Raw genomic sequence first — 25,754 nt, forward strand, 5'->3', positions numbered from 1 at the left:
AAAGAATTATACCGTTGCTAAAGTTTTATTCGGCGTAAGCGTGCTTGTATTCCTTTCCACTTAAAATAGTGCGCATGTCTTTTTCAAGACTTTCAATCGGGTATTCCACGATTCGGCCCAATTCCTTTTCGTTTTTGTAAAAAATGATGGTCGGAACGTTTGTTATGTTTTTTCCCTCTTCAAAACCTTGTGGGGTGGTTTTTTCTTCAGAAACGGTAATTAAAGTGAGTTTGGATTCATCAAAATCAGCATCGTCCAGAATTTTATAAAAATGTGGAGTTTCGCGTTGGCTGTCTTCGCACCAAGTTCCCATAAATACGGAGATGTTTACATCTTTTAAAAGAGGTTTTAGTTGTTCCACAGTTTCAGAATCTGCTTTGTAATCTGCATATCCAGTATTAAACCAATCTTTAAACGCGTCCATTTGAAAACCTTTGCGGTTGGCTTTTCCCAAAAGCATTACAGAATCTTCATAGGGAACAGTGTCGTTTATTTTTTCTTTTGGGTTTTCTGAAGTCATTTCTGTCGAAGTGCTCTTTTTCACTTTGTTTTTCTCTTTTGATGAATTGCAGGCAACTAAAAAGGTTGCAGCGAGTATTATAAATAGCTTTTTCATAAATTATTAAATTAGGGAATGTTGTGTCATTATCTCAGGTTTTTCAATCCCCATAATATCGAGAATAGTTGGAGCCACATCAGCCAAAATTCCGTTTTTAACGGCTTTAATTTCGTTGTCTACAATTATGATTGGAACCGGATTTATAGTATGCGCTGTGTTTGGTGAGCCATCGGCGTTTCGCATGGTTTCGCTATTTCCATGGTCAGCAATTATGATTGTGGCATAATGACTTTCCAAGGCTTGTTCCACAATTGCTTTGGCACATTTATCGACCGTTTCGCAGGCTTTAACAGCTGCTTCAAAAACACCGGTATGACCAACCATATCTGCGTTTGCAAAATTTAAGCAGATAAAATCGGCAGTTTCGTTTTCAATTTCTGGTAAAATCATATCCCGAAGTTCATAGGCACTCATTTCGGGTTTTAAATCGTAAGTGGCGACAGTAGGCGAGGGGCAAAGAATGCGTTTTTCGCCCTCAAAAGCAATTTCTCTTCCGCCAGAAAAGAAGAAGGTAACGTGTGGATATTTTTCTGTTTCCGCAATGCGAATTTGCTTCTTTCCGTTTTTTTCCAATAATTCGCCTAAGGTATCATGTAAATTCTCCTTGTTGTAAACCACGTGAATATTTCCGAAGGAATCATCGTAATTGGTAAGTGTTACGAAATACAACGGAAGCGTTTTCATCCCAAAAGTTTCGTGATCTTTTTGTGTTAAAACCTCGGTGAGCTGCCTGCCGCGATCGGTTCTAAAGTTGAAGAAAATAACAACATCATCCTTTTCAATGGTTGCAACGGGTTTACCTTCGGAGGTAGTCATTACAATTGGTTCAATGAACTCATCTGTAATTCCTTCGGCATAACTTTCGGCTATACTTTTTAAAGCATCTTGTGAGGGTTTACCCTCTCCGAAGACCAATAAGTCATAGGCCTTCTTTACGCGCTCCCAGCGCTTGTCGCGATCCATGGCATAATAACGCCCAATAATTGAAGCCAGTTTTCCACCTGTTTTTTCCAAATGCTTTTCCAATTCTTCAATAAAACCTTTCCCAGAATGTGGATCAACATCGCGACCATCGGTGAAAGCGTGGACGTACACATTTTTCAAACCATCGCTTTGAGCCGCAGTTAACAATCCCTTTAAATGATTTATGTGCGAATGCACACCTCCGTTGGAAACCAGTCCTAGAAAATGTACTTTTTTGTTGTGGCTTTTTGCGTATTCAAAGGCTTTTTGCAGTTCGGGTTCGTTGCTCAACGTGCCTTTTTCAACCGCCATATTTATTTTGGCAAGATCTTGATAAATGATTCTTCCAGCTCCTAGATTCATATGACCCACTTCGCTGTTGCCCATTTGGCCGTCGGGCAGACCAACGTTCATCCCGTGGGTAAGCAATTGTGCGTGTGGATATTTTTTATAAAGTGAATCAATAAAAGGTGTCTCGGCCTTTGCTATGGCGGAAACTGAAGGGTCTTGCGTAATGCCCCAACCATCGAGGATCATTAAAAGGACTTTTTTATTCATGGTGCAAAGATACGAAGCGGATTTGGGAAATTTAGATTCGAAGTATTTTCAATTTTAATATATTAAAATAATTTCGGATTGATATCCAGAATATTCTCTTTCAAATATTTTTGAGTGAAAGCTTCTGAAAAATGAGCATTGCCCATAATTTTTTCTTCAGAGAGCATTTTCTTTACGTCAATTTGTTCTTTATAAGCCTTCAACATTGGAATAGAAACGGGCGCATAGCTAAAATGCCAGGGCTCATATTTAAAGCCTTTTCGGTTGCCGTTGTCTGTGTAAACTTCATAAAAACCAAAACTTTCAGAATGATTATTCAGCCACGTTTTCAATTTGCAATAAGGACCCGTTCCGTGAAAATTTTCGGGCATCAACACATTTGCGGGTCGGGGGGCGTTGGCGTCTATTATATCGATATCGGTTCCCCAATGATGACGCGAAGTGCCAGGAATAGTGGAATATTCAATGATTTTTTCAATCGCCTTCTCTGGCGAAAGCCCTTCGGAAGTGAATTTTCTATATTTTCCTTCAAAAATTTCTTTCTGTCGCTGAAAGCTTCGATAGGCGGAAACTACTTCAATGTTTATGTTTTCTTTCGCAGCAGCGGACCTCATTTTGCTAAATGCATCCTTCGCGGTTTTGTGCATTTTTGAAGTGTAACTGTCGCCCACAATATCTGGATTTCCCTTTCCAATCAATTGGTTTCGGGTAAATTCTCCCATAAAATTTTTGAAAGATAACTGCGGCAATATTGCCAAACTTATTCCTGCAATACCTGAAATCTTGATGAATTCTTTTCGTCTCATTAAATGTGAATATTCTAAGTTTTTGAGTTTACTAAATTCGTTAAAAATAATTTAGTAGTCGGTTACTGTTTTCTTTTTTAATTCAATTTTTACAATTGAAAACGTTTTTCTTCCGAAGAAAAACTAAAGTATTTTATACATTTACTAACCATTTAAAATTCGAAATAGTATGACTCCCAAAAAACTATCCGCATTAGTGTTGTTTTCCGGTTTGGCTGTTGCTTCCGTAGCTGCCCAAAACGTAATGATAACCAATAATAATTCGCCAAATGAACCTTCCATAATGATGAATCCGCTTAACACAGATATTCTAGTTGCGGGTGCAAACTTGAACAACTTGTATAATAGTAGCGATGGTGGGCTTACGTGGAGCGAACAGGAAATGACTTCCAGCTATGGTGTTTGGGGCGACCCTGCTTTTGATGTAGATACAGAGGGTAATTTTTACTATTTCCACCTTTCAAATCCTGCTAGCGGAAACTGGATTGATAGAATTGTATGTCAGAAATCTACAGACAATGGCAATACTTGGAGCAGCGGAACCTACACAGGTTTGAATGGCGCCAAAGCGCAGGACAAACAGTGGAGCGTAATTGATCGTACCAATAACAATATATATTTAACATGGACGCAGTTTGACGACTATGGAAGCAGCAATCCGAACGATAAATCGATCATTCTTTTTTCAAAATCTACCGATGGCGGTGAAAACTGGTCAACACCTAAAAAGATAAACAGTGTTGACGGTAACTGTATAGATGAAGACGATACCACTGAAGGAGCAGTTCCCGCAGTTGGTCCCAATGGAGAGATTTATGTTGCTTGGGCAGGACCCAACGGACTTGTTTTCAACAGATCGTTAGATCAAGGAGAAACTTGGTTGCCCCAAGAAATTGCAATAGATCCAATGCCTACAGGCTGGGATTATTCCATTCCCGGGATTAGCCGCGCCAATGGTTTGCCTATAACAAAATGCGACCTTAGCGGTGGCCCAAATAATGGAACTATCTACGTAAACTGGAGCGACCAACGAAATGGCGCAAATGACACAGATGTGTTTATGAGTAAATCTACCGATGGTGGCGATACTTGGAGCGCGCCCATAAGGGTGAATGACGACCCAGCCGGAAAACAACAGTTTTTTACTTGGATGGATATTGATCAGACTAATGGAAATCTGTTCTTTGTATTTTACGATAGAAGGGAATATACAGATAATAAGACGGACGTTTATCTTGCCTATTCAGATGATGGTGGAAATACAATTACCAACAAACGAATCAGTGAATCACCATTTACGCCCAATTCGGGAGTTTTCTTTGGCGATTACACCAATATTGTGGCGCATAATAACGTGATCAGACCTATCTGGACACGGTTGCAGGGCAGTCAACTGAGTATTTGGACAGATGTTACTCCGTCCCCAATTCTATTTGCTGGAAACGGAGCGGCGCAGCAAGTAAACAACGTGATGCAATACCCAAACCCCGCCAGCGATATAAGCTATGTTTCTTTTAAACTCCACGAAGAAGCTACCGTTAGTATCGATCTTTTTGATGCCCAGGGTAGAAAAGTTTATACGGTGATGAACAATGAAACCAAAGGTTATGGCAAGTATATTATCCCAATGAATTTAAGTGAAATGAATCTTGCAAATGGCAGCTATTTCTGCAAACTGACAGTGAACGGAGAGTCTAAAACCCTTAGAATGATTGTAGTTGAATAATGGCTTCAGAAAGTAAAATTATTATTGAAATTATTCCTTCTTCTGAAATTTTCAGCATCATTCCATTGTTGCAAAAACTTGGGAATTACACGGTTTCTGAAGCGCTTATAAAAGAGCGTTTACAGGAAATGACGCAACAGAACTACGAATGTCTGGGTATTTTTGATGCTGAAAAATTAATTGGTACGTGTGGCTTGTGGTTCCAAACCCGCCATTATGCAGGCAAAAGTATGGAGATGGATCACGTAATTATTGACGATGCCTACCGAAGCCGAGGAATTGGAAAAATGCTGATAGAATTTATTAGTGATTACGCCAAGAAAAAATCCTGCAATTGGGTTGAGCTAAATAGTTATGTACACAATTTTCCTTCCCATAAATTTTTCTATAGCCAAGGTTTTGTGGCGAAGGGATACCATTTTGTGAAGGAGCTTTGACTTCAACTCCGCGCAGTCACCAGTCTCTCGGTCATTAAGCGGAGCCGAAATGATCTGTAAATATAGTTCCAGTTTCCACTTCATAAGGTTCTTTCCCCTGCTCAAACACGCGGGCTTTTAGTTCACCTTTCAGAATAATTTCATCTCCATTTACAAGTAACCAACTTCCTTCACGCAGTCCAACAACAGGCACGGAGTTTTGCGTATGAAATTCCGCAATGCGTGTTTCGCGTGTTTCGCCCATATGCTTGCTGTTTGGTTCTGGGTCCAAATAATGCGGGTTGAGGTTAAAAGGAATAACACCCAAGGTTTTAAACGATGGCGGATAAACAATAGGCATATCATTGGTGGTCTGCATAGATACACCACAAATATTACTGCCAGCACTTGTCCCCATATATGCCAAACCGTTAAAAATAGCTTCGCGAAGCGGTTGCATCAACTCCAAACGGTAAAGTGCGCTTACCAAAACAAAAGTATTTCCGCCACCCGTAAAGGCGCCTTTTGCGTTCTTAATAGCTTCCACAGGATTTTCAAAAGTGTGCAGCCCAATCAGTTTTTTACCAATTTTGCTGAAAGCCTTTGCAGCTTTTTCAGTGTATTCGTCGTGGGTTATGCCACCAGGGCGTGCGTAGGGGATGAAGATAACTTCTTCAGTATCTTTAAAAAACGCAGCCATTTGTTCGGTTAGATAATCTAGATATTTCCCGCCGTATACGGTACTGGTGCTTGCTATTAATAGATTTTTCATAGTTTCAAATTGTTCCCTTCGGCCCTGCCCAGGGAACGAGGAGTATTTTTTCAGAAATGTAAATTTAACTATTGACAATGTAAACTTTAAGTTTTCACTAACAAAACAAATCCGTACTTTTAGTGTATGACAAAAAAACTACTTCTTCTATTATTTATCGTCACTTCTCCCGCACTTTTTGCGCAGGATATTGACCGCACCAAAATTTCTGGAAAAATTCATGTGCCCCAAGGCGAGGATTCGGAAGGCATTTCTGTTTACAATATTTCTTCTCAAAAAGGAACCATCACCAATGCCGATGGGAGTTTTGAAATTGAAATAGCCGAAAACGACCGTGTACAAATCACCGCGTTGCAATACCAATCCTTCACCGTGATTGTAGATAAAGGTATTGTGAATCGTAAAGTGATGAATATTTTTCTGAACCCTTCAGTTAACCAGTTAGAGGAAGTTGTGGTTCGTCCATACGACCTTTCAGGAAACATAAATGCAGATGTTAAAAAAATCCCCACTTATAACGGTACAAAGGATTTGAAGCTTTCCTATTACAATTTGAAATACGGTGATGATCTTGATCCTGACGATAAAACTAAAATTGAAAGCAATGCTGCAGAGGAGGCCCTTCATAGCAATACATTGAAAAATGGAGCAAATGTGCTGGCAATTTTAGGCGGGGTGGCTCAGCTACTTTTTCCAAATGGAGAGAAAATTTCAATAGTTGAACAACAAGAGAATCAAAGTTTGTTAAGCAACAATATTCAACAGCGGTTTAGTAAAGATTTCATTGCTGCAAATTTTGATATCCCCGAAGACAAAGCGGTAGACTTTCTCTTCTATGCCCAAGAAAACGGTCTGGATCAAGATTTGCTAAAACCCAAAAACGAAATTCAGTTGATGGAATTTCTTTTCAAAAAAAGCAAGGAATATAAAGTGCGCGGTGAGTAAAAGAATTTTTTATAGTTTACTCATTTGCTTCTTTGCATTGCTTCAACTTTCCGCACAGCAAAAATCAATACAGGGAAAAATAACAAATGAAGCCGATATTGAAGGCATCCACGTGTTGAATATAGCTTCGCGTTTTAATACCATTACCAATGAAAATGGTCATTTCTCCATTAATGTGAAACCGTCGGACACGCTTCTTTTTTCGTCTATAAAGTATATGCCCGAAAAAGTAGTGGTTACCGAAGCTATTTTTGAAAAAGGAGTTATTACCGTCAAACTCTCGGAACTGTTGAATGAGCTTGATGAAGTTTTTTTACAGCCAAACCTTTCAGGCAACATTGCGGCAGATCTTAAAAAAATTAAAACCGAAAAGCCCATTAATTTTGATGATGTTGGCATTCCTGGATTTAAAGGGAAACCAGAGGAAAAAATTGTGCCTCTTTACTTTGCCGTGACTCCTTTGAGTGTCAATTTGGAAGCATTGTACAAACATATTTCGGGTTATTATAAAACTTTAAAAACCCGAAGAAAGTGGGAATATGAAAACAACGCCGTGGCACAAATGCTAAACTATTATACCGTTCCGTTTTTCACCACAACCTACGGTATTTCTGAAAATAGAGTGTATGATTTCCTGCTTTTTTGTACTGAAACTACTTCTATAGAAAGTGATTTCAAAAATGAGCATTACGGAAAGGTTTTGCTTGTTTTAGATGAAAAGGCGAAGATTTATAACGAACGTATTGCTGGAGAAAATAAAGAATAGGTATTTATAAAATAACGTAAAGAACTTGTCTAAGGTTCCATTTGTCGACTATTTTACTTAGTAAATTTTAATTACTAATAACATCAGATTGCAGTTAGGGCTATTTTAAATATAAAATAGTATCTTAATAGCATATAAATTAATATCACTAAGAATTAATTTTAACACATATCTAACCCTAACTGATCATGAAAAAAACACTCTCTTTTGTTTCAATTTTCTTATTAGCTAACTTCATTTACGCTCAATCAGGTTCGGAATCATTTATTACTTCTGGAGATTTTACAGTTCCTGCTGGCGTCACATCCATTACCATTGAGGTTGTTGGTGGAGGCGGTGGTGGTGGAATTAATGGTACTGGCGGCGGTGGCGGTGGCGGTTATTCAATAGGAACTTATTCGGTAACCCCTTTAGCCGTAATTCCAGTAACTATTGGTGCCGCTGGAGGAAGTGGTACCGCAGGAGGAACAACTACCGTTGGAACATTTAATCAGGCAACTGGTGGTGGACCCGGAATTTCGGTTCCTAATCCAGAAGTAGGTGGTGGTGGAGCTGGAGGTATTGGTTCTGGAGGTACTTTAAATTATACTGGCGGAGTAGGTGGAGGTGGATATTATACTTATTTCGGTGGAGGTGGAGGTGGTGCCGCTGGTTCACTAGGAAATGGATCTATTGGTGGAGACACCATCCCTTGGACAGGAATTTGTCAAACACCTGGTGGAAGTGGTGGTGATGGAGGTGGAATTCCTGGTGGAAGTGGAGGTAAAGGTGCTGGATTTACAGATGTCTCTTGTAACGTAACTGATCCTTCAGCCAATGGAATGCCCTACGGTGGTGGTGGTGGTGGTGGAAACGGAAATGGGGGTGGTCCAGGCATGGGCTATAGCGGTTACGCTTTGATTTCTTGGGGAAACGATCCTTGTTCAAATCCTTCAAACTTAACAGCATCTGATATTCAATTAACTTCTGCTGTGTTAGATTGGACTGAAAATGGAACAGCAACTACATGGAACGTTGAATGGGACTTTTCTAATTTTACTTTAGGAACAGGAAACCCTCAAGTGGTCTTAGCAAAACCGTACTTATTAGAAGGTTTAATGCCTAATACTTCTTATGATTATTATGTGCAAGCTGATTGCGGTGGAACTGGAACTAGTACATGGTCTGGTCCTTTTACTTTTGTAACAGATGTATTGGGAACAGCAGACAATGTTATAGATGGGTTTACCTATCATCCAAACCCAATGAATGAAGTGTTGCATCTCCGTGCAAATAGCACTATAGAAAGTGTGGTTATATACAATATATTAGGTCAAAAAGTGATTGATCAAAACATAGGGAAAGCCACTACGGAGTTAAGTGTTTCTAATTTATCCACCGGAAATTACTTTATGAAAGTTATTTCCGAAGAACAAACCGGAATCTACAAATTGATTAAAAAGTAAAGTAATTTTTGAAAATGGTAATTAACGATAACTTCATATTGTAGTACTGATAAGTAGAAAAGTTATTAAAATCCGATAATGAAATGTAGTTAATGGAATTTCTTCAAATTAAATGTTAAGAATATAAAGTGCGTCTTATCGAAAAAAATAGCAATGTAAAGAATGTAACATGTAGCAAAATTCACCGTCTAATGTTCCATTAGCCTCTTTCTCTTAATATGAAGTTTTTCCGTGTTTTTCTTTTATTGCTAGTGTTTCCGATGGTTTCGGGCATTCCAGTTCATAAATTTTATGTTAGCATCACCAAGATAGAATACGTTAAAGAGAAAAGTTCCCTTCAAATAATCACCAAAATTTTTACCGATGATATTGAAGATGCGCTACAGCAGCGGTATAACTCCTCAATATCACTCGACACAAAAAAGGAAACCGAAGCAGCTGATGAAGATTTGAAAAATTATATCCTTCAAAAAATAACTATCAAAGTAAACGGAAAACAGGTAGCTCTGGATTATATAGGCAAAGAATACGAGACCGATATGGTTGTGGCATATATTGAAGTGAAAAACGTAAAGGAGCTGAAAACCATCGAAATTGAAAACAAAGTGTTGATGGAAATGTTCCCCGAACAACAAAATATTATTCACCTAAAAACTCCAAAAAACCGGCTAAGTTTAATTCTTGACAAAGATGAACCCAAGGGCAAATTGAATTTTAATTGATACCTTGTCAATCTTAATTTTTTAAAATTTCTGAATTATTATGCGATTATCTAACTCCCTATTTCTTGCCGGATTATTTTTAGTATCGGCGGCGGTTTCAGCGCAGGATGAAACCGAAACTACAAAACGGGAACCTGGTCATTACAACACCAACCGTTTTAAACAGCTATACGAAGAATTTTCAACACCCAATATGTTTCGTACCGCTAGTGGAGCACCAGGGCCAAATTATTATCAGCAACAGGCAGACTATGTAATGGACGTAGAGCTTGATGATAAAAACAAAAAACTTAGTGGTAACGAAACCATAACTTATACAAATAATTCTCCCGATCAACTAGAATATCTTTGGGTACAACTTGACCAAAACAAAAGAGCAAAAGATTCAAAATCACCGTTGATTGAATCGTCTAATACCGTTCCTGTCGATAAGGCGAGCAGTTTTGTTCAGAATTATATGGATGGAGGTTTTGATGGTGGTTTCAATATTTTGGAAATAAAAGATGCCAAAGGTATTCCACTTAAATATACCATCAACCAAACCATGATGCGGGTGGATATGCCAAAGATTTTAATGCCCGGCGAAAAATTTATCTTCTCCATAAAATGGTGGTACAACATCAATGACCACGTTGTGGATCGTGCTCGCAGCGGTTATGAAACCTTTGACGATGGCAACCGTGGTTATGTGATTGCGCAATTCTACCCACGAATGGCGGTTTATAATGATGTGGAAGGATGGCAGAACAGTCAGTTTTGGGGAAGGGACGAGTTTGCGCTTCCCTTTGGGAATTTTGAAGTAAACATCACCGTTCCCGCAGATCATATTATGGATGCTACTGGTGAGCTTCAAAATAGTAAAGATATTTTTTCTAAAGAAATGATTCGCCGTTATGAAGCGGCTCAAAAGTCTTTTGACAAGCCAGTTGTAATTGTAACCCAAGCAGAAGCTGAAGCTGCTTCAAAAAGCTTTTCAACTGCAAAGAGAACCTGGAAGTTTAAAGCAGAAAATGTGCGTGATTATGCTTTTGCAACTTCACGCAAATATATTTGGGATATGATGGCCGTGAAAATGGGCAGTGGTTCTGTAATGGCAGTTTCTTTATATCCTCCAGAAGCAAATCCGCTCTGGGAAAATTGGTCCACACGCACAGTGGCCAGTACTTTAAAAACTTATTCCCGAATGACTTTTGATTATCCCTATTCCAAAGCAATTTCGGTAAGCGCAAAAAACCAGGGGATGGAATATCCCATGATTTGCTGGAACCACGGACGTCCAGATAAAGATGGAAGTATCAGCGACCGCACAAAATTTGGAATGATCAGTGTGATAATCCACGAAGTGGGACATAACTATTTCCCGATGATCGTAAACAGCGACGAACGCCAATGGACTTGGATGGATGAAGGTTTAAACACTTTTACACAATTTGTGGCCGAACAGGATTTTGCAGAAGAATATCCAGATGCCATTGCGCCAAGCAAAAAATATCCATCACGCCGAGGTCCAGCAAATAAAATTGTAGACTATATGGCGGGAGATCAAAGCCAGTTGGCGCCCATTATGAGCAAAGGATTGAATGTATATAACTTTGGTGCCAATGCCTATGCGAAACCCGCAACGGCTTTAAATATTCTTCGTGAAACCATTATGGGCCGTGAACTTTTTGACTTCGCTTTTAAAACCTATGCAAACCGTTGGATGTTTAAACACCCAACTCCAGAGGACTTTTTCAGAACAATGGAAGATGCTTCAGCCATAGATTTGGACTGGTATTGGAGAGAATGGTTTTACACCACAGACTATGTGGATATCGGGGTGAAAGACGTTAAAAAATTCTATGTTACCTCCAAAATGAACAAGGAAATGGAAGAAATGATAACCGCACGCGGGATTTCAGAAAACGATTTGTTACCGTTGGTTTATATGGTTGAAGAAGGCAGTGAAGGTTTTGACGAAAGCATGCGCAACTCAAAACTGGAAGATGTAACCACCTTGAACGAATATATTATGGACAATATTCCTGCAGAGGAAAGATCGAAGTTAAAGCGCCCTAATTACTTCTGCCAAGTGACTTTTGAAAAACCAGGAGGAATCCCAATGCCTATTATTGTGCAATATACTTATAGTGACGGAAGCAGCGAAAAGGTAACGTATCCAGCCGAAATATGGCGAAAAAATGACGAATCAGTAGGAAAAGTTATTGCTTCGGAAAAGGAAATCACTAAAATAGAAGTAGACCCCGATGAAGAAACGGCAGATATCGATACTTCAAACAACACATGGCCAAAACGCAAAAAATTGAGTGCTTTTGACCAATTCAAAAATAAAACGAGCCCAGATTAATTTGGAACTATTTCAGATATGCCCTTCTTTATAATTTACTAAAGAAGGGTTTTTTTGTAAAGATTTGATTTCAGAAAAACTAACAACTCATTACTCATTACTCATTACTCATTACTATATTTGCATCATGATTTCACAGGCAATTTTTCTTTTTATCAGCGGTGCCGAAATAGGTTTTATCCTGTTCATCGTTCTTTTGGTCTTTGGTGCAGACAAAGTACCAGAGATAGCCCGCGGTTTGGGGAAAGCTATGCGACAAGTTAAAGATGCCACCAACGATATTAAATCTGAAATTTCTAAAGGTGCTGAAAAACAAGGCATAGATATAGACATCACTAAAGACGTCCGTAAAGAAATAGACAAAGTGAAGGACGATGTAGATGAGGTTACCGGCCCCATTAAACGAAAATTCTAAATGCTAGAAACCCTAAGGCAATGGGACAGGGAACTTTTTGTCTACCTTAATAGTTTAGGGATAGAGCGTTTTGATTTCTTTTGGATCTATGTAACAAAAATTGAAAGCTGGACACCGCTTTTTATTCTCTTCATTCTCCTTATTTTTTACTACTACAAAGGAAAAAAAGCCGTTGTTGTTTTCCTTTTTGCCTTGTTGACATTTGCGATTACTTTTTTCTTCACAACAGTTGTGAAAGATTATGTAGCCCGTTTGAGGCCCAACAATGTAGAAGCTTTTACCGAACTGATTCGGATTCTTCAAAAACCGACAAGTTATAGTTTCTTTTCAGGACATGCTTCTTCCAGCTTTTCGATAACCACTTTTATAGTTTTGGTATTGCGCAAATTCACAAAATGGATTTATCTCGCCTATCTTTGGCCGCTAATTTTTGTGATGAGCCGTATTTATGTGGGTGTACATTACCCAAGCGATATTCTTGTAGGCGCTTTGGTGGGAACAATTTTCGCTTTTGTTTTTTATTATGGCTGTAAAAAAATATTAAATAACTCAAGTCTTTCTGGATATTGAATTTACCAATAAAAAAACGTTTATTTACATAACACGGCTTATGGTTAATCCATCTCGAATGGGCAAAATTACCGTTTCAAGTTTCGGATGCTCATTTAATAGTTTATTATACTGAAGTAGTGACTTAGTGTCTTCATCATCATCTTTCACTTTTTCAATTACTTTTCCACTCCAAAGTACATTGTCACTTAAAATAATCGAACCTTTTTTTAGCTTAGGCAACAAGATTTCAAGATAATTGGGATAGTTGTTTTTATCGGCATCAATAAAAACTAAATCAAAGGTTTTTTCGAGCTTCGGAATTATTTCCAAAGCATTCCCCAAATGCTGGAAAATTTGCTTTCCGAAAGAAGATGCATCAAAATATTTTCGTTGAAAATCAAATAATTCTTCGTTGATGTCTATCGTGTGAAGTTCGCCAGTTTGCTGCATTCCTTCAGCTAAACACAAAGCGGAATAGCCCGTGTAAGTTCCAATTTCGAGAATATTTTTCGGTTGTACTAATTTTGAAAGCATACTCAAAACACGCCCCTGTAAATGCCCACTCAACATTCTTGGTGCAATCATTTTTTGCCAGGTTTCACGATTTAGCTTTTGAAGTAATTCTGGTTCTGGTTGCGAATGTTTTTCAACGTATTCGTTTAATTTTTCAGGAAGAAAATCCATTTTGAAATTTTTAGTGAATGCCGCCCATCATCTTTTTTATAATTGGCGAAATGAGTATTGCAAATATACCCACAATCATACTAATTACTCCAAAACTTGCATATACAGAAACGTAGGAAAACAATTGCTGAAAAGCATCGCTTTGCACAGAAGCAATCTGTGGCGTCAATCCCGTAATGTATTCCGTGATAGTTCCGAAGATTCCTTCTGAAAAAACATTTGAACCACTATCAGAAACGGTAGTCAGTTTCGCGATTTTTCCGGCAAAAAAGTGTCCATAAAAGTTAGCCGAAAACCAGACACCCATTATGAAAGCTACATATTTTATGGGTGAAAGCTCTGTCATTTTTGAAAGGCCGATTGGTGAAAGAAATAATTCTCCAATGGTTAAAACCAAATAACCAATTACCAAATAGCTCATCGAAGTTTTCGCAAAATCGTCTACACTGTGCGCAGAAAGTGCGAAAACAATAAAGCCGAGACCTAGAAATAAAAGTCCGAGACCAAATTTTACAGCAGAATTTGGATTTACTTTTCTTCGGCTTAAAAATGTCCAAAGCATTGAAAACGGAATGGCGAAAAGAATGATAAACCCTGCGTTTATACTATTTGTCCCAGCGGCATCCATTCCAATTAAATTCACATTTCTATCTGCAAAAAGCGTTAGCGAACTACCCGCTTGTTCAAAAATAGCGGCGAACAAAGTGTATAAAACCGTAAAGTAAACTGCCACCAATAATCGCTTCTTTTCTTTTGAACTCACAGTTGTAATAATATAACCTATATAGAAAACCAAAAATGCAGAAACAATCCACACTAAATACCCTTCAAATTCATTAAAGCGAACAAGGGTCGCGAAAATTGCGACTGATGAAATTGCCGCCAAAACAATCAGTTTTCCTCGATTTAATCCAAACGATTTGCGGTCGTAAATTTCCTGATTTGGCACATGACCTTTATTTCCAAAGACATTGTTTTTCAATCCACTTCTGAAAACCAAAAGTCCAGTAACCATTCCAATTCCTGCCAAAACAAAACCGTAATGCCAGCCGTAGGTTATGGCAAACCAGGCACATAAAAGTGGTGCAATAGCGGCACCTAAATTAATTCCAAGATAAAAAATAGTAAATCCTGAATCACGGCGCGCATCTCCTTGAGCGTAAAGTTCACCTACGAAAGATGAAATATTTGGTTTGAAAAATCCATTACCAACAATTATCAATCCGAGCGAACCATAAAAGAAAACGGGCATTTCAATGGAAAGGAAAAAGTGGCCAAACACCATTAAAATTCCACCCAGAATAATCGCTTTTCGATAGCCCAGTATCTTGTCGGCTAAAATTCCTCCAATCATTGGCGTAACATAAACCAAAGACATGTAGGCTGCATAAACGCCAAAGGCCATATCGTCGTCATATAATAGATGCTTGGTCATATAAAGCACCAAAAGAGCGCGCATTCCATAGAAAGAAAAACGTTCCCACATCTCTGCAAAAAATAGATATAGAAGTCCTTTGGGGTGGCCAAAAAGTTGAGGTTGTTCAGCTTCGGAGATTACATTGCTCATAGTGGATTTTTAATTTGGAGCAATGTAAAACAGTTTGCAAACCAACAGTTTTGCTGTTTTAAATTATACTAAAAAATAGTGGATTGTGCGTATCTGTAATTTGTGTAACAATTAATTACAAAAAAGCCTTGTAGTCTTTATTTTCGATACTTTCAGAGAATTCTTCTAGTAGTGTTTTATCGATTGTAATGTTATTGGGAACAATGCGTAAACGGTATTTACTTTCGCCAATAAAGGTGAAAAGATCGCGGCGATCCAGTTTTTGTGTATCGTCTAGTTGAAGAATATCGTTGATGTTTTCGATTATTCGGGTAAGGTAGGTTTGGTTTTTTATTTCGCCTCCGAGATTTACAGGAATGGTTTGCAGATCGCCTTCAGTATATTTTCTTCTTATGGCAAATTTCAGTAAGTTTTTATATTGCGTGGTTTTAGAGCCAAAATCAATAGTTTGATCATAAATGTTTTTGGTGGGAATGTTCAATTTCACCAAGCCCCAATCCAAAAAGTGAATGGTAATTTCGTTTGGTTTCGGTGTGCTTGCAAGCCGAATTACCCAAGTAGTGGCCAAAACCAAAAAGATTGAAATCAACGAAGTCTTTGCAATGATCTTAATGAAATTGTTACTGAAATCGTTTCCAAAAGTCAAGAAAACTTCGGAAATCTGCGAGACAAAAATCAGCAGAATCACCAAAACCGAAATATAGCCGATAATCTTTAAACCTCTATATACAAATGTTCTGTAGAAGGAAATGCCTAATAAATAACAGAGAAAAGCAGAGAGCAATAAATCTGGAATTCCGCTTATGCGTAAACCGTTTATTACATTATTTTCTTTTAAAATGAAAGGAAGCGCAAAAGTTACAATTGAAGTGAAAACAATAACAATAACTATTTTCTTGATGTTCTTTTTGTTGTGATAAATAAATCCGGGAGCATAATAAAAGTAGAAAAGCGCCAACAGCAAAAACATATTGTTAACAATGGAGAATAAATTTATCCCTAATTGGTATCCTTGTGTTTCGGTAAAATTGAAAACGGTTCCGCCATAAATCCAACAACCAGAAATTACCCAAATAAACATTGCGAAACTTAGGTAAAGCATTCCTTTGTCCACTCTTTTTTGTGAATCGTCTTCTTCTAAAAGTTGGCTAAAACGTGCCCGAATATTGAACCAAAGCGCAAGTAGCAAAACCCCGCCGAGAAAAGCGATACAAATATGAGAAAGGATATAAAATTTGGCTACTTCGGTCATTTTTCACCAAGAATTCTTTTAACTAATTTCTCTTTGGCTGCTTCATCATCTCCACAGAGCCATTGAATTACATTTTTATCCCAAATGTCATCGCACTCTTCTGATGTTATTATCTTTTGCTCAACAGCCAAGTCTAAGATTTTTCCAGGATAGGAAGATTGTACAGCGCTTTCCATTTCTCCCAACGGATATGGATCGTCCAAGCCCATAATTACTTGTTTGTACCCCTGATTTCTTACTAATAATTCCAGTCCGCCGGTGTCGTGTAGCAATGTATCGAAGAAAATATTTTTGTGTCCAACAGATTTTCGAGGATGTGTTTTTCCTTCAAAAAGATCGGGGCGGCCATCAAAACCTTGAATTCTTCTTCCCAAATTTATTTGTGCCAATTGTCCCCCGTGGGCGAAGCAAGTACGCATATTCGGGTATTTGTCTGCGTAACCGTTCAATGTTAAAAAGTGATAGGCATCAGCACATTGGGCCAGCATCCATATAAGATGAAAACGCCAAGATGTGTTTTCCAGCTTTATAAATTTTTCACCATCGTAGGGATGGATTTCAACTGCAAGATTATATTTTGAAGCCAGTTCAAAAATAGGTTCATTTTCTTCATCAAAAATACAGCGCCAAGTTCCAATAGTGTCCATATAATGCGTGGGCAAACACAATAATTGAAGTCCCAAGGTTTCTACGCAACGTTCTATTTCCCACAGAGCACCCCTTACAAAACCAGGATGCACCACAAAACCACAGGTAAATTTTGAAGGATGGTCGTGCTGCACTTTTGCATTAAAATCATTCTGAAACCGAAGTGCCTGTTTCATTTCTTCTACCCGCAGCCCATTTCCGTATAGTTGTGAAAGATTTAAAACAACGGCATGATCTATTTTGAAACGCTCCATCCATTCCAACTTTTCATTTAAAAAGAAACTGGAATCGGTAACTGGCCGGCTCCAATTTTTTTGAAGCATAAATTTCCGGTCCTTATCTACCCAAAAAATTCCTTTATCCTGCATAAACTGAGGAATTTCCTCTGGATAGGGAAGAAGGTGTGAATGACCATTAATACGGAGTTTTCGTCTCATAAGAAAATTTAAGGAACGTTAAAGTTACAAACTTTTGGTTCGTCCACCATCAACTGGAAGGTTTATTCCGTTGATGTAGCTGGCGGCTTCACTAGCCAAAAAAGCGACTGCGTTGGCAATCTCGCCAGGTTGCGCAAAACGTCTTGCTGGCACCAAGCTTTTCATAAACTCACTGGCCTCTTTTTCGGTTTTATTAATCCGTTTTGCTGCGTTTTCTACAATGTCCTCAAGTCTGTCCGTAGCGGTAAAACCTGGCAGAACATTGTTTACTGTTATTCCGAATTGTCCCAATTCATTAGCCAAAGTTTTACTCCAACTGGCAACTGCACCGCGAATGGTATTGCTCACGCCCAAACCGTCAATAGGTTGCTTCACAGACGTAGAGATAATATTTATAATTCTACCGTAATCGGCTTCTTTCATGCCTGGGACAACTGCTTGCACCAAAATCTGGTTACAGATTAAGTGCATTGAAAAGGCTTTTTCAAACTCATCAGTTGATGCAGAAAAGATGGGGCCGCCTTTTGGGCCGCCAGTATTGTTAACCAAAATGTGAAAGGTCTTAGTTGATGCGGCCAATTCAGCCTTCTTTTTTACTTCTTCGGGTTTGGTGAAATCTGCTACAAAATAGTTGTGTTTTTGGCCTTTATCGTGGGCGAGTTCAATTAAGGTTTCTTTTAGTTTTTCTTCATCACGGGCAACTAGAGTTACGGTTGCGCCAAGTTTTGCAAGTTGAATTGCGGTTGCTTTTCCTATTCCTGCTGTGCTTCCACAGACTAGGGCATTTTTATTTGTTAAATCTAAATTCATTTATTTTGAGTATTGAGTATTGAGTATTCAGTTTCTTTTTCAATCGTATTTTATACACACATTCTTCGCCTCCGTAAAAAATCGAAGTGCTTCAAAACCGCCTTCACGGCCTACGCCACTATCTTTCATTCCACCGAAGGGAGTTCGCAAATCTCGGTTAAGCCATGTGTTTACCCAAACGATTCCAGCTTCAATTTCTTTTGAAATACGCATCGTGCGGTTTAAATCTGAAGTCCACAGCGTGGAAGACAAGCCATATTTAACCGAGTTAGCCATTTGCAATGCTTCTTCATCGGTTTCAAAAGGCATAATGGTTACTACGGGACCAAAAATTTCTTCTTGGTTTACGCGACATTGGTCGTCAAAAACTTCAATAACTGTTGGTTCTAAGTAATACCCCTTTTCGAAACCTTTTACTGTTACCCGCTTTCCGCCGCAAAGAATTTTTCCGCCTTCTTTTTCAGCAAGTTTTATATAGGATTCTACTTTCTCCAAATGCGGTTTTGAAACCAAAGCGCCAATATTTGTTTCAGCATCAAATGGATTTCCTATTTTGAGTTGTTTTACTTTATCAACAAAATCTTTTTTGAATTTTTCAAAAATTGGTTTTTCAACAAAAATCCTACTTCCGCAAAGACAAATTTGGCCTTGGTTTGCAAAGGAAGAACGAACGGTTACTTCCAGCATTTTATCGTAATCGCAATCGGCGAAGATGAGATTGGGATTTTTTCCGCCGAGTTCCAATGACAGTTTTTTAAACATTGGCGCTGCGGTTCGTGCAATGTTTTCACCTGTTTTTGTTCCACCGGTAAATGAAATGGCTTTAATATTTTTATGTTCAACTATGGCTTGACCTGCGGAAGGCCCAGTGCCGTGAACGATGTTTAAAACACCTTTTGGCAAACCGGCTTCGGTGCAGATTTCGCCTAAAAGAAAAGCGGTAAGTGGCGTAATTTCGCTGGGTTTCGCAACCACCGTATTTCCGGCTGCGATTGCTGGCGCGATTTTCCATGTAAATAGATACAGTGGAAGATTCCACGGCGAGATACAGCCAACAACACCAAGGGGCTGACGCAAAGTGAAATTAATCGTGTTCAAACCTATACTCTCGTGGGCTTCACTAGAAAACTGTGTGATTGCATTTCCGAAAAAGCGAAAGTTTGCTGAAGCTCTTGGAATGTCAACAGCCAAAGCCAAACTCAAGGGTTTTCCGTTATCTTTTGCTTCGGCTTCTGCCAAATCAACCAATTTTTCTTCGATTAAATCTGCGATTTTTAAAAGAATTCTGCTGCGTTCGTCAATGGTAGTGTTGCTCCATTTTGGGAATGCTTCTTTCGCAGCTAAATATGCGTTTTCAATATCCTCTTGATTTGAATTCGCTATTTGTGAATACACTTCACCATTAGAGGGATTGTAATTATCCAACCATTTTTTTGAAAGTGGTTCAACGTATTCGCCGTTTATGTAGTTTAGGATTTTCAATATCTTTAATCTAGTTGTGTAATTTTTACTTACTTTTTATAAAATTTTTAATTCAAAATGAGAGGTGTCAATTCAGTTTTCAACTTTTCATAATCGGTTTTGGTTATTACTTCTAAATCTAATAATTCTTTGGCTTCCTTCAATTTTGCAATTGCTTGTTCTTTAGTTAGTTTAATATTCGAATTTTTAATTTCGCCAAGTTCCAGAGCAGTATCATAATCAATTAGGACAGGTAACAAACCATATCCTTTGAATTGTGCATAGAGTTTATATCCGCTATTCTTACTTCCATATGTTTTTAATTTATCAACGAGCACTTTTTTATCGGATAAAGTGTTTGATACTCTTTGTCCGCCTTGTGAAATATAGGTAAAGCCTAAATCTGATGTTGGAATTCCAATAGTCAATGTATCTCCAACTTTTAAAGTGTCTCCAATTTTAGTCAGATAGATTTTGTATTCGGCTTTATTAGTCAACTTTCCATATTCTGCTGTTTGGGAATAACCGATTGCAATGCTAAAAAATATAGATAAAGTAAGAAATTTCATTTTTTGTCAAATTATTTAAAGCGGTTTATAAGCCATCGCCTTTATCTCCACCACCAAATAAGGGTGTGGCAATTGATGTACGGCTACTGTTGTTCGTGCTGGCCCAGTTTCTTTGTTGAAATATTCTGCATAAACTTCATTGTAGCCTGCAAAATCATTCATATTAACCAAAAAGCTTGTCACATCAACTACATCAGCCATCGTAGCTCCCTCTGTGGCGAGGTAGTCTTTTATGTTTTCAAGTACGGCACGGGTTTGTTCCCTAACATCGAAATGCATGGTGCCCATTTCGTCTACCTTATGGACACCGGCAAATGTATTGTCTGGCAATCTTGAACTTGTTCCACTTATAAATATAAAATCGCCAACACGCTTTACGTGCGGGTATGCCCCACGAGGGGTTGCTTTTCCTTCTACTAATCTGCTTTTATTGCTCATAATTTCTGTTTTTATAATGTCATTTCGGCTTCGCTTAATGACCGATTGGTGGCTGAGCGGAGCCGAAGCCTATCCAAACGCCACTTCATCGTCGTGAAGGTTGGCTTCGGTTTCTTTTTTTACCAATTCCAGTTTTTCTTTTAAGGACATTTTATCGCTCATTTTTCCGTCGTCCAAAAGATTTAAAATTGCTTTATCCTGCGCTCTTCCGCGTTTCATTGCTTCGGAATAAGGGATTGATTCCTTAAAGGTAACCAAAGAATATTTGCTGTAATAATCCTCCGGAAATTCCGCCTCGAAGGCGGTTTCAAGTTTACGCTTTTGCTGAAAGATTTCCATTGCGGTGTGTTCTTTCATTTCGTGGAAATTGTCCACAGCCAAATCTGCAATGGCATCGGTATCTATTTTCCGAAGGGCTTCATATTCCTTAAAAAGTGTACTCCAATTTATGTTTTCTTCGGCATTGTATTTCTCAAGAATTTCATCAAAAACCACAACATCTTCAAAGGAAGCGTTCATTCCCTGTCCATAAAATGGAACAATTGCGTGTGCAGCATCGCCCAACAAAAGCACTTTTCCAAAGCTGTTCCAAGGAGAACATTTTACGGTGCCAAGCGGACCAGTTGGATTGCCAAAAAATTCTTCGGAAAGGTTTGGAATCATTTCTACCACATCTGGAAATTCTTTGTTGAAATATTCGTGCACCATTTCTGGCGAAGTCAAATTCGCAAAACAATATTCACTGTTTTCATAAGGAAGGAAAAGGGTAACGGTAAAACTTCCATCTAAATTCGGCAGCGCAATCAACATATCTTCGCCTCTAGGCCAAATATGTAACGCATTTTTATAAGTTCTGTATCCACCATTTTCTGCAGCCGGAATTTCAAGTTCTTTATAACCGTGGCTTAGCCATTGCTGCGAAAAACTAAACAGAAATTTATGGCTGTCAAACATATTTTTGCGAACCGCAGATCCCGCACCATCGGTTCCGAAAATTACATCTGCAGTAATGGTCATTTCTTTTTTTGAGTTAAAGTCTCTGAAAGTTGCCGAAGCATTTTCCAAAATAACGTCTTCACAGGCCTGATTGAAAAGAAGCTTTACATTCGGCATTTTTTCGGCTTCGTCGAGCAACAGCATATTTAGTCCGGGACGAGAAATGGAGTTTATGTATTCATCTTTTCGACCGCTGTATGGACTTAAAAATGTATTTCCCGCTTTATCGTGAATCATTCGCCCATTCATTGGGATGCACTGCTTTTTTGCAGCTTCCTCAACTCCTGCCATACGAAGGCCACGCAGACCACGATCACTGAGAGCGAGGTTTATGGAACGTCCAGCATCTTGTGTAACTTTCCGTAAATCGGGGCGTTTTTCAACCAAGATTACTTGATAGTCTCGCTGTGCCATTCTTAAGGCGAGTAAACTTCCGCAGAGACCTGCACCGATAATGAGTATGGTTTCTTTATTTGTCATTCAACTTTAATTTGTCAATATTTTAGGAGTGTTTCCTTTGTTCAGTTTTCTAATCCAATATGCTATAAAAGTTCCGCCAATGATTCCGGGAATAAACCAACCGTAAAAACTCGGAAAAAATTCATTTACAACAACAAATGCCGTTACTGCGGCAATGTAACCACCTATCATATTTCCCAAATGTAGTTTAAGCCAATTCTTCTGAAGTTTTTCTGGGTTTTGATAAAGCTTGATATTTCTTAAAGCGAAAATTAAACCTGTTAGCCCAAAAACTGTAAGTACAATATTTAAAACACCGTTTGTAATTAGTGGTATGACGATCATTCCAACAACAACAAAAACCATTGCCAACGAAATTATTTTTTCGTTTTTAGAACCGACATTTCTTCTTTTAAAACGAAGACTACGATAACCGATAAGTAAAAAATATATGCTGAAAATACCAATGGAAAATAGAAATGGACTGTGATGGTTTGGCAGAAAAGAAATTAATAATGCAACTATTGCCGAAGCCAGCATTGTGTAAAAAAAAACTATCCCTGATTTTTTATGAATTGTACTACCTTTTTTTGCTATTAGGGCAAAAAGCCCAGATACTAGTGCAATTCCTCCAAATCCTGCGTGGATTAGTATTAAGGTTTGAATGAATTTTTCTAGTTCCATTTAGTAGTTTTAGCTATTCAATACACTTTTTAATTTTTCTGAAAAGTGAAAAACATCCTCAAAACTATTGTAAAGTGGGGCAGGGGCAACACGGATTACATCAGGCTCGCGCCAATCGCTTATTACACCAGCTTTAGTAAGTTTTGTGTGTAAACCTTTATCAGCATTTTTCACTTGAATTGAAAGTTGGCAACCACGTTCTTCTGGATTTCGAGGTGTTATAATTTTAATTGAATCATTTTTCATTTCATCCAATAGAAACTCTAAATAGCCAGTCAGCTTTTCGGATTTCTTCCGAAGATTTTCGAAACCTGCTTCCGCAAAAGTATCTAACGATGCACGAATGGCAGCCATTGATAAAATTGGTGGGTTGCTGAGTTGCCAACCTTCTGCCCCAGGTAGCGCATCAAATTCGTGTCGCATATTAAAACGCGTTTTTTTATTGTGTCCCCACCAGCCGGCAAAACGGTTGAGGTTTTCATTGTTTGCGTGGCGTTCGTGTACAAAGCATCCGCCCAAACTTCCAGGCCCGCTATTTAAATATTTGTAAGTACACCAAACGGCGAAATCGGCTCCAGTTTCATGCAGAATTGGTTGAATATTTCCAGCGCCGTGCGCCAAATCGAAACCTACCATGCAATTATAGCTGTGTCCAAGCTCTGTAATTTTTTTAAGCGGAAAAGATTGTCCTGTATAATAATTGGTGCTACCAATCATCAACAAAGCGATTTTGTTTCCGTGGTTTTTCATTATTTCTTCCAAATCCTCAAAATGGCAGAGTTCCTCACCTTTTCGGGGTTTCCAAAGAATCAAACCGTCTTTTGGGTCTATTCCATGAAATTTTAATTGGCTTTCAACTGCATATTTGTCACTGGGAAAAGCATCGCTTTCCACAACAATTTTATATTTGGTTTTTGTGGGTTGGTAAAACGAAACCATCATTAAATGAAGGTTGGTTGTAAGCGTGTTCATTACAACTACTTCAGAAGGTTTTGCGCCAACAATTTTCGCCATATTCTCCGTCAAAAATTCGTGATAGGGAAGCCAAGGGTGGTTTCCTTCAACGTGACCTTCAACCCCGAGGTTTGCCCAATCTGTCAATTCTTCTTTAATATATTCTGAAGTGATTTTAGGCTGCAATCCGAGTGAATTGCCACAGAGGTAAATAAGTTCTTCTCCGGAAGCATTTTTTGGAATGTGGAATTTATTTCTGAAAGAAGCCAAAGCATCTTCAGCATCTTGTTTTTTTGCGTATTCTAAAGAGTTTTGGAACATTTGGATACGTTGAATTTTATCGGCTTTTTACAAAAATAGGAATTAATATTCGTTTAATTGTCTGTTTCTTTTTTCACTGAAATGTTAGTGAAATATAACTTGAAATTGCCAGTGCTGTCTTTGTGTGTTTTTGCAATTTCAATTCCGTTGAAGTTTTTATAATCTTCCCAAGTGGTGCTCATAGAAGGTTTGTCTGCATTTCCTTTTCTATAATTCCACTCCTTTATTTTGAGATTTTTATCATAGAAAAAATCATAAGCATCGCCGGGTGTGTAACCTCCTTCGTTTTTATAAACAATGGTAAGTTGATTCAAAGTGTCTTTTGAAATGGGCGCTACAGCATTTTCTTTTTCCGAAAAAGTAGTGCCTTCGTCCCAAACAATTTGGAAGGGTGCCAAAAGCCAATATTTATCGTTTATGAAGGCAGCGTCGGTTTTCATAATCAAGCTGTCCATTTGTGAACGGTTATAATTTATGGTGTCCTTTGCCGACATCATTGAAATATCTCCTGTTTTTGGTTTCCAGATCCACGAGCGGTCAAAATGGTTTTCACCGCGATCTACGTTGAAAGTGAAAGCAATTTCTGAAACGTTTTTCCAGTTTTCATAACCGTTGGCGTTGGCTATTTTTTCTGCGATAGTTGAATTTTCTTCGAAAATGGATTGGTCATTTTCGATTTTTTCAGAATTTTTATTGTTATTACAAGAAATCAGTGCAATTGTAATAAGTAATGTGGAGAAAAAATTTTTCATTGTGAGATGGTTTTAGGTAAAAATAATCAAACAAGTAGTGCTTTCATATTTTTTGTAAATTTATAATATGGAAAAATCAATAAAATACTCGAACGGCGAGGTTACTGTGGTTTGGAAACCTAATCTTTGCATACATTCTGCAAATTGTGTGCATGGGCTGCCCGAAGTCTTTAAACCGAAAGAAAAACCATGGATAAAGGCTGAAAATGCTTCAACTGAAAAGATTATAAAAACAATAGGCAACTGTCCCAGTGGTGCTTTGAGCTATTTTATGAACGACATGGAAAATACCGAAAGCCCTTCAGAGAAGAATTCTGAAAACACTAAAGTTGAGGTCTTAGAGAATGGTCCTTTAATGGTTTACGGTTCGCTTTCGTTAACTCATGACGATGGGCGGGAAGAAAAAAAGTCAAAGGTCACTGCATTTTGCCGTTGTGGGGATAGCACGAACAGACCTTTTTGCGACGGATCGCATAAACAGCACTTGTGGAAGTAACAATTAAAAGAATAAAGAAACGCTTTAGGGTCAGTTGATGATAAAAGTGGAACCCAAAATAAAATTTTCTAGCTCATTCTAAGTTTCATCATAATTTTGGATAAAGGAGTTGCTCTTCTGTAGTAAAGTAAGTTTTTCGGTAAATAAATGACCAAGCACTTGAACATACTGCCT

The 25,754-nt window shown here is 38.3% G+C and carries 26 protein-coding genes; 10 read left to right on the plus strand and 16 right to left on the minus strand.

Annotation, left to right across the window (positions count from 1 at the left end; genetic code table 11):
- Nucleotides 1–25 precede the first annotated feature (25 nt).
- The 3 genes from ESU54_RS08470 to ESU54_RS08480 form a co-directional block, all read right to left on the minus strand.
- Entirely contained in the window at nucleotides 26–616 is a 591-nt protein-coding gene (locus ESU54_RS08470) for a thioredoxin family protein (RefSeq protein WP_111844525.1), read from the minus strand.
- Nucleotides 617–622: 6 nt separating this feature from the next.
- Nucleotides 623–2,140, minus strand: coding sequence for a 2,3-bisphosphoglycerate-independent phosphoglycerate mutase (gpmI, locus tag ESU54_RS08475; protein ID WP_111844526.1), 1,518 nt, complete (start codon nucleotides 2,138–2,140; stop codon nucleotides 623–625).
- A 62-nt stretch (nucleotides 2,141–2,202) separates the two neighbouring features.
- Nucleotides 2,203–2,946 carry a M15 family metallopeptidase gene (locus tag ESU54_RS08480; protein ID WP_111844527.1) on the minus strand — a complete coding sequence of 248 codons (744 nt, stop codon included), beginning with the start codon at nucleotides 2,944–2,946 and terminating at the stop codon, nucleotides 2,203–2,205.
- Between the two features lie 169 nt (nucleotides 2,947–3,115).
- Between ESU54_RS08480 and ESU54_RS08485 the strand changes: the two genes are divergently transcribed.
- Together ESU54_RS08485 and ESU54_RS08490 are read left to right on the plus strand one after the other, a co-directional pair.
- Complete coding sequence (locus ESU54_RS08485; RefSeq protein WP_111844528.1) at nucleotides 3,116–4,672, plus strand: T9SS type A sorting domain-containing protein; 1,557 nt, start codon at nucleotides 3,116–3,118, stop codon at nucleotides 4,670–4,672.
- Entirely contained in the window at nucleotides 4,672–5,109 is a 438-nt protein-coding gene (locus ESU54_RS08490; protein WP_111844529.1) for a GNAT family N-acetyltransferase, read from the plus strand. Before ESU54_RS08485 ends, ESU54_RS08490 begins: the two co-directional genes overlap by 1 nt.
- A gap of 34 nt (nucleotides 5,110–5,143) precedes the next feature.
- Here the strand turns inward: ESU54_RS08490 and pepE are convergent, their stop codons facing one another.
- Nucleotides 5,144–5,860 carry a dipeptidase PepE gene (pepE, locus tag ESU54_RS08495; protein WP_111844530.1) on the minus strand — a complete coding sequence of 239 codons (717 nt, stop codon included), beginning with the start codon at nucleotides 5,858–5,860 and terminating at the stop codon, nucleotides 5,144–5,146.
- A 126-nt stretch (nucleotides 5,861–5,986) separates the two neighbouring features.
- Between pepE and ESU54_RS08500 the strand changes: the two genes are divergently transcribed.
- The 7 genes from ESU54_RS08500 to ESU54_RS08530 all read left to right on the plus strand — a co-directional run bounded on the left by ESU54_RS08500 (nucleotide 5,987) and on the right by ESU54_RS08530 (nucleotide 13,070).
- Nucleotides 5,987–6,805: a carboxypeptidase-like regulatory domain-containing protein gene (locus ESU54_RS08500; protein WP_111844531.1), complete on the plus strand. Its 819-nt coding sequence runs from the start codon at nucleotides 5,987–5,989 to the stop codon at nucleotides 6,803–6,805.
- Entirely contained in the window at nucleotides 6,798–7,571 is a 774-nt protein-coding gene (locus ESU54_RS08505) for a carboxypeptidase-like regulatory domain-containing protein (RefSeq protein ID WP_160113276.1), read from the plus strand. Before ESU54_RS08500 ends, ESU54_RS08505 begins: the two co-directional genes overlap by 8 nt.
- Before the next feature lie 188 nt (nucleotides 7,572–7,759).
- Nucleotides 7,760–9,016, plus strand: coding sequence for a T9SS type A sorting domain-containing protein (locus tag ESU54_RS17825; RefSeq protein ID WP_160113278.1), 1,257 nt, complete (start codon nucleotides 7,760–7,762; stop codon nucleotides 9,014–9,016).
- 218 nt (nucleotides 9,017–9,234) lie between these two features.
- Nucleotides 9,235–9,738 (plus strand): DUF6702 family protein, encoded by a 504-nt coding sequence (locus tag ESU54_RS08515; RefSeq protein ID WP_111844534.1) that lies wholly within the window; start codon nucleotides 9,235–9,237, stop codon nucleotides 9,736–9,738.
- Nucleotides 9,739–9,778: 40 nt separating this feature from the next.
- The gene (locus tag ESU54_RS08520) at nucleotides 9,779–12,085 is read left to right on the plus strand and encodes a M1 family metallopeptidase (protein ID WP_111844535.1); all 2,307 of its coding nucleotides are present in this window, start codon (nucleotides 9,779–9,781) and stop codon (nucleotides 12,083–12,085) included.
- Between the two features lie 127 nt (nucleotides 12,086–12,212).
- Nucleotides 12,213–12,500 carry a twin-arginine translocase TatA/TatE family subunit gene (locus ESU54_RS08525; protein ID WP_111844536.1) on the plus strand — a complete coding sequence of 96 codons (288 nt, stop codon included), beginning with the start codon at nucleotides 12,213–12,215 and terminating at the stop codon, nucleotides 12,498–12,500.
- Nucleotides 12,501–13,070: a phosphatase PAP2 family protein gene (locus ESU54_RS08530; RefSeq protein ID WP_111844537.1), complete on the plus strand. Its 570-nt coding sequence runs from the start codon at nucleotides 12,501–12,503 to the stop codon at nucleotides 13,068–13,070.
- A 24-nt stretch (nucleotides 13,071–13,094) separates the two neighbouring features.
- Here ESU54_RS08530 and ESU54_RS08535 read toward each other — a convergent pair whose 3' ends face one another.
- The 12 genes from ESU54_RS08535 to ESU54_RS08590 all read right to left on the minus strand — a co-directional run bounded on the left by ESU54_RS08535 (nucleotide 13,095) and on the right by ESU54_RS08590 (nucleotide 25,084).
- Complete coding sequence (locus ESU54_RS08535) at nucleotides 13,095–13,736, minus strand: O-methyltransferase (RefSeq protein ID WP_111844538.1); 642 nt, start codon at nucleotides 13,734–13,736, stop codon at nucleotides 13,095–13,097.
- A gap of 10 nt (nucleotides 13,737–13,746) precedes the next feature.
- Nucleotides 13,747–15,303, minus strand: a complete 1,557-nt coding sequence (locus ESU54_RS08540; protein ID WP_111844539.1) for a peptide MFS transporter — start codon at nucleotides 15,301–15,303, stop codon at nucleotides 13,747–13,749.
- 115 nt (nucleotides 15,304–15,418) lie between these two features.
- Nucleotides 15,419–16,555, minus strand: coding sequence for a hypothetical protein (locus ESU54_RS08545; RefSeq protein WP_111844540.1), 1,137 nt, complete (start codon nucleotides 16,553–16,555; stop codon nucleotides 15,419–15,421).
- Nucleotides 16,552–17,640: an amidohydrolase family protein gene (locus ESU54_RS08550; protein WP_111844541.1), complete on the minus strand. Its 1,089-nt coding sequence runs from the start codon at nucleotides 17,638–17,640 to the stop codon at nucleotides 16,552–16,554. The genes ESU54_RS08545 and ESU54_RS08550 overlap by 4 nt, the downstream gene beginning before the upstream one ends.
- 24 nt (nucleotides 17,641–17,664) lie before the next feature.
- Nucleotides 17,665–18,450, minus strand: a complete 786-nt coding sequence (locus ESU54_RS08555) for an SDR family oxidoreductase (RefSeq protein ID WP_111844542.1) — start codon at nucleotides 18,448–18,450, stop codon at nucleotides 17,665–17,667.
- 39 nt (nucleotides 18,451–18,489) lie between these two features.
- Nucleotides 18,490–19,932, minus strand: a complete 1,443-nt coding sequence (locus ESU54_RS08560) for an aldehyde dehydrogenase (protein ID WP_111844543.1) — start codon at nucleotides 19,930–19,932, stop codon at nucleotides 18,490–18,492.
- 47 nt (nucleotides 19,933–19,979) lie between these two features.
- A complete protein-coding gene (locus ESU54_RS08565; protein WP_111844544.1) occupies nucleotides 19,980–20,480 on the minus strand; it encodes a hypothetical protein in 501 nt (166 codons plus the stop codon).
- A gap of 15 nt (nucleotides 20,481–20,495) precedes the next feature.
- The gene (locus ESU54_RS08570; protein WP_111844545.1) at nucleotides 20,496–20,918 is read right to left on the minus strand and encodes a RidA family protein; all 423 of its coding nucleotides are present in this window, start codon (nucleotides 20,916–20,918) and stop codon (nucleotides 20,496–20,498) included.
- A 69-nt stretch (nucleotides 20,919–20,987) separates the two neighbouring features.
- Nucleotides 20,988–22,394 carry an FAD-dependent oxidoreductase gene (locus ESU54_RS08575; RefSeq protein ID WP_111844546.1) on the minus strand — a complete coding sequence of 469 codons (1,407 nt, stop codon included), beginning with the start codon at nucleotides 22,392–22,394 and terminating at the stop codon, nucleotides 20,988–20,990.
- Between the two features lie 6 nt (nucleotides 22,395–22,400).
- A complete protein-coding gene (locus ESU54_RS08580; protein ID WP_111844547.1) occupies nucleotides 22,401–23,057 on the minus strand; it encodes a DUF2306 domain-containing protein in 657 nt (218 codons plus the stop codon).
- 9 nt (nucleotides 23,058–23,066) lie between these two features.
- Nucleotides 23,067–24,332, minus strand: coding sequence for a kynureninase (gene kynU / locus ESU54_RS08585; RefSeq protein WP_111844548.1), 1,266 nt, complete (start codon nucleotides 24,330–24,332; stop codon nucleotides 23,067–23,069).
- Nucleotides 24,333–24,385: 53 nt separating this feature from the next.
- The gene (locus ESU54_RS08590; RefSeq protein ID WP_111844549.1) at nucleotides 24,386–25,084 is read right to left on the minus strand and encodes a hypothetical protein; all 699 of its coding nucleotides are present in this window, start codon (nucleotides 25,082–25,084) and stop codon (nucleotides 24,386–24,388) included.
- Between the two features lie 67 nt (nucleotides 25,085–25,151).
- Between ESU54_RS08590 and ESU54_RS08595 the strand changes: the two genes are divergently transcribed.
- Nucleotides 25,152–25,580, plus strand: a complete 429-nt coding sequence (locus ESU54_RS08595) for a (4Fe-4S)-binding protein (RefSeq protein WP_111844550.1) — start codon at nucleotides 25,152–25,154, stop codon at nucleotides 25,578–25,580.
- Nucleotides 25,581–25,754: the final 174 nt, after the last annotated feature.

The sequence above is a fragment of the Aequorivita antarctica genome (genome assembly GCF_007997155.1).
Taxonomy (GTDB): Bacteria; Bacteroidota; Bacteroidia; order Flavobacteriales; family Flavobacteriaceae; genus Aequorivita; species Aequorivita antarctica.

Coding starts and splice junctions, on each gene's coding strand:
- ESU54_RS08515 (WP_111844534.1), top strand. CDS start 9,235: ATGAAGTTTTTCCGTGTTTTTCTTTTATTGCTAGTGTTTCCGATGGTT.
- ESU54_RS08550 (WP_111844541.1), bottom strand. CDS start 17,640: ATGAGACGAAAACTCCGTATTAATGGTCATTCACACCTTCTTCCCTAT.
- ESU54_RS08565 (WP_111844544.1), bottom strand. CDS start 20,480: ATGAAATTTCTTACTTTATCTATATTTTTTAGCATTGCAATCGGTTAT.
- ESU54_RS08480 (WP_111844527.1), bottom strand. CDS start 2,946: ATGAGACGAAAAGAATTCATCAAGATTTCAGGTATTGCAGGAATAAGT.
- ESU54_RS08530 (WP_111844537.1), top strand. CDS start 12,501: ATGCTAGAAACCCTAAGGCAATGGGACAGGGAACTTTTTGTCTACCTT.
- ESU54_RS08525 (WP_111844536.1), top strand. CDS start 12,213: ATGATTTCACAGGCAATTTTTCTTTTTATCAGCGGTGCCGAAATAGGT.
- ESU54_RS17825 (WP_160113278.1), top strand. CDS start 7,760: ATGAAAAAAACACTCTCTTTTGTTTCAATTTTCTTATTAGCTAACTTC.
- ESU54_RS08535 (WP_111844538.1), bottom strand. CDS start 13,736: ATGGATTTTCTTCCTGAAAAATTAAACGAATACGTTGAAAAACATTCG.
- ESU54_RS08570 (WP_111844545.1), bottom strand. CDS start 20,918: ATGAGCAATAAAAGCAGATTAGTAGAAGGAAAAGCAACCCCTCGTGGG.
- ESU54_RS08545 (WP_111844540.1), bottom strand. CDS start 16,555: ATGACCGAAGTAGCCAAATTTTATATCCTTTCTCATATTTGTATCGCT.
- ESU54_RS08470 (WP_111844525.1), bottom strand. CDS start 616: ATGAAAAAGCTATTTATAATACTCGCTGCAACCTTTTTAGTTGCCTGC.
- ESU54_RS08520 (WP_111844535.1), top strand. CDS start 9,779: ATGCGATTATCTAACTCCCTATTTCTTGCCGGATTATTTTTAGTATCG.
- pepE (WP_111844530.1), bottom strand. CDS start 5,860: ATGAAAAATCTATTAATAGCAAGCACCAGTACCGTATACGGCGGGAAA.
- ESU54_RS08595 (WP_111844550.1), top strand. CDS start 25,152: ATGGAAAAATCAATAAAATACTCGAACGGCGAGGTTACTGTGGTTTGG.
- ESU54_RS08580 (WP_111844547.1), bottom strand. CDS start 23,057: ATGGAACTAGAAAAATTCATTCAAACCTTAATACTAATCCACGCAGGA.
- ESU54_RS08590 (WP_111844549.1), bottom strand. CDS start 25,084: ATGAAAAATTTTTTCTCCACATTACTTATTACAATTGCACTGATTTCT.
- ESU54_RS08540 (WP_111844539.1), bottom strand. CDS start 15,303: ATGAGCAATGTAATCTCCGAAGCTGAACAACCTCAACTTTTTGGCCAC.
- ESU54_RS08500 (WP_111844531.1), top strand. CDS start 5,987: ATGACAAAAAAACTACTTCTTCTATTATTTATCGTCACTTCTCCCGCA.
- ESU54_RS08555 (WP_111844542.1), bottom strand. CDS start 18,450: ATGAATTTAGATTTAACAAATAAAAATGCCCTAGTCTGTGGAAGCACA.
- kynU (WP_111844548.1), bottom strand. CDS start 24,332: ATGTTCCAAAACTCTTTAGAATACGCAAAAAAACAAGATGCTGAAGAT.
- gpmI (WP_111844526.1), bottom strand. CDS start 2,140: ATGAATAAAAAAGTCCTTTTAATGATCCTCGATGGTTGGGGCATTACG.
- ESU54_RS08490 (WP_111844529.1), top strand. CDS start 4,672: ATGGCTTCAGAAAGTAAAATTATTATTGAAATTATTCCTTCTTCTGAA.
- ESU54_RS08485 (WP_111844528.1), top strand. CDS start 3,116: ATGACTCCCAAAAAACTATCCGCATTAGTGTTGTTTTCCGGTTTGGCT.
- ESU54_RS08575 (WP_111844546.1), bottom strand. CDS start 22,394: ATGACAAATAAAGAAACCATACTCATTATCGGTGCAGGTCTCTGCGGA.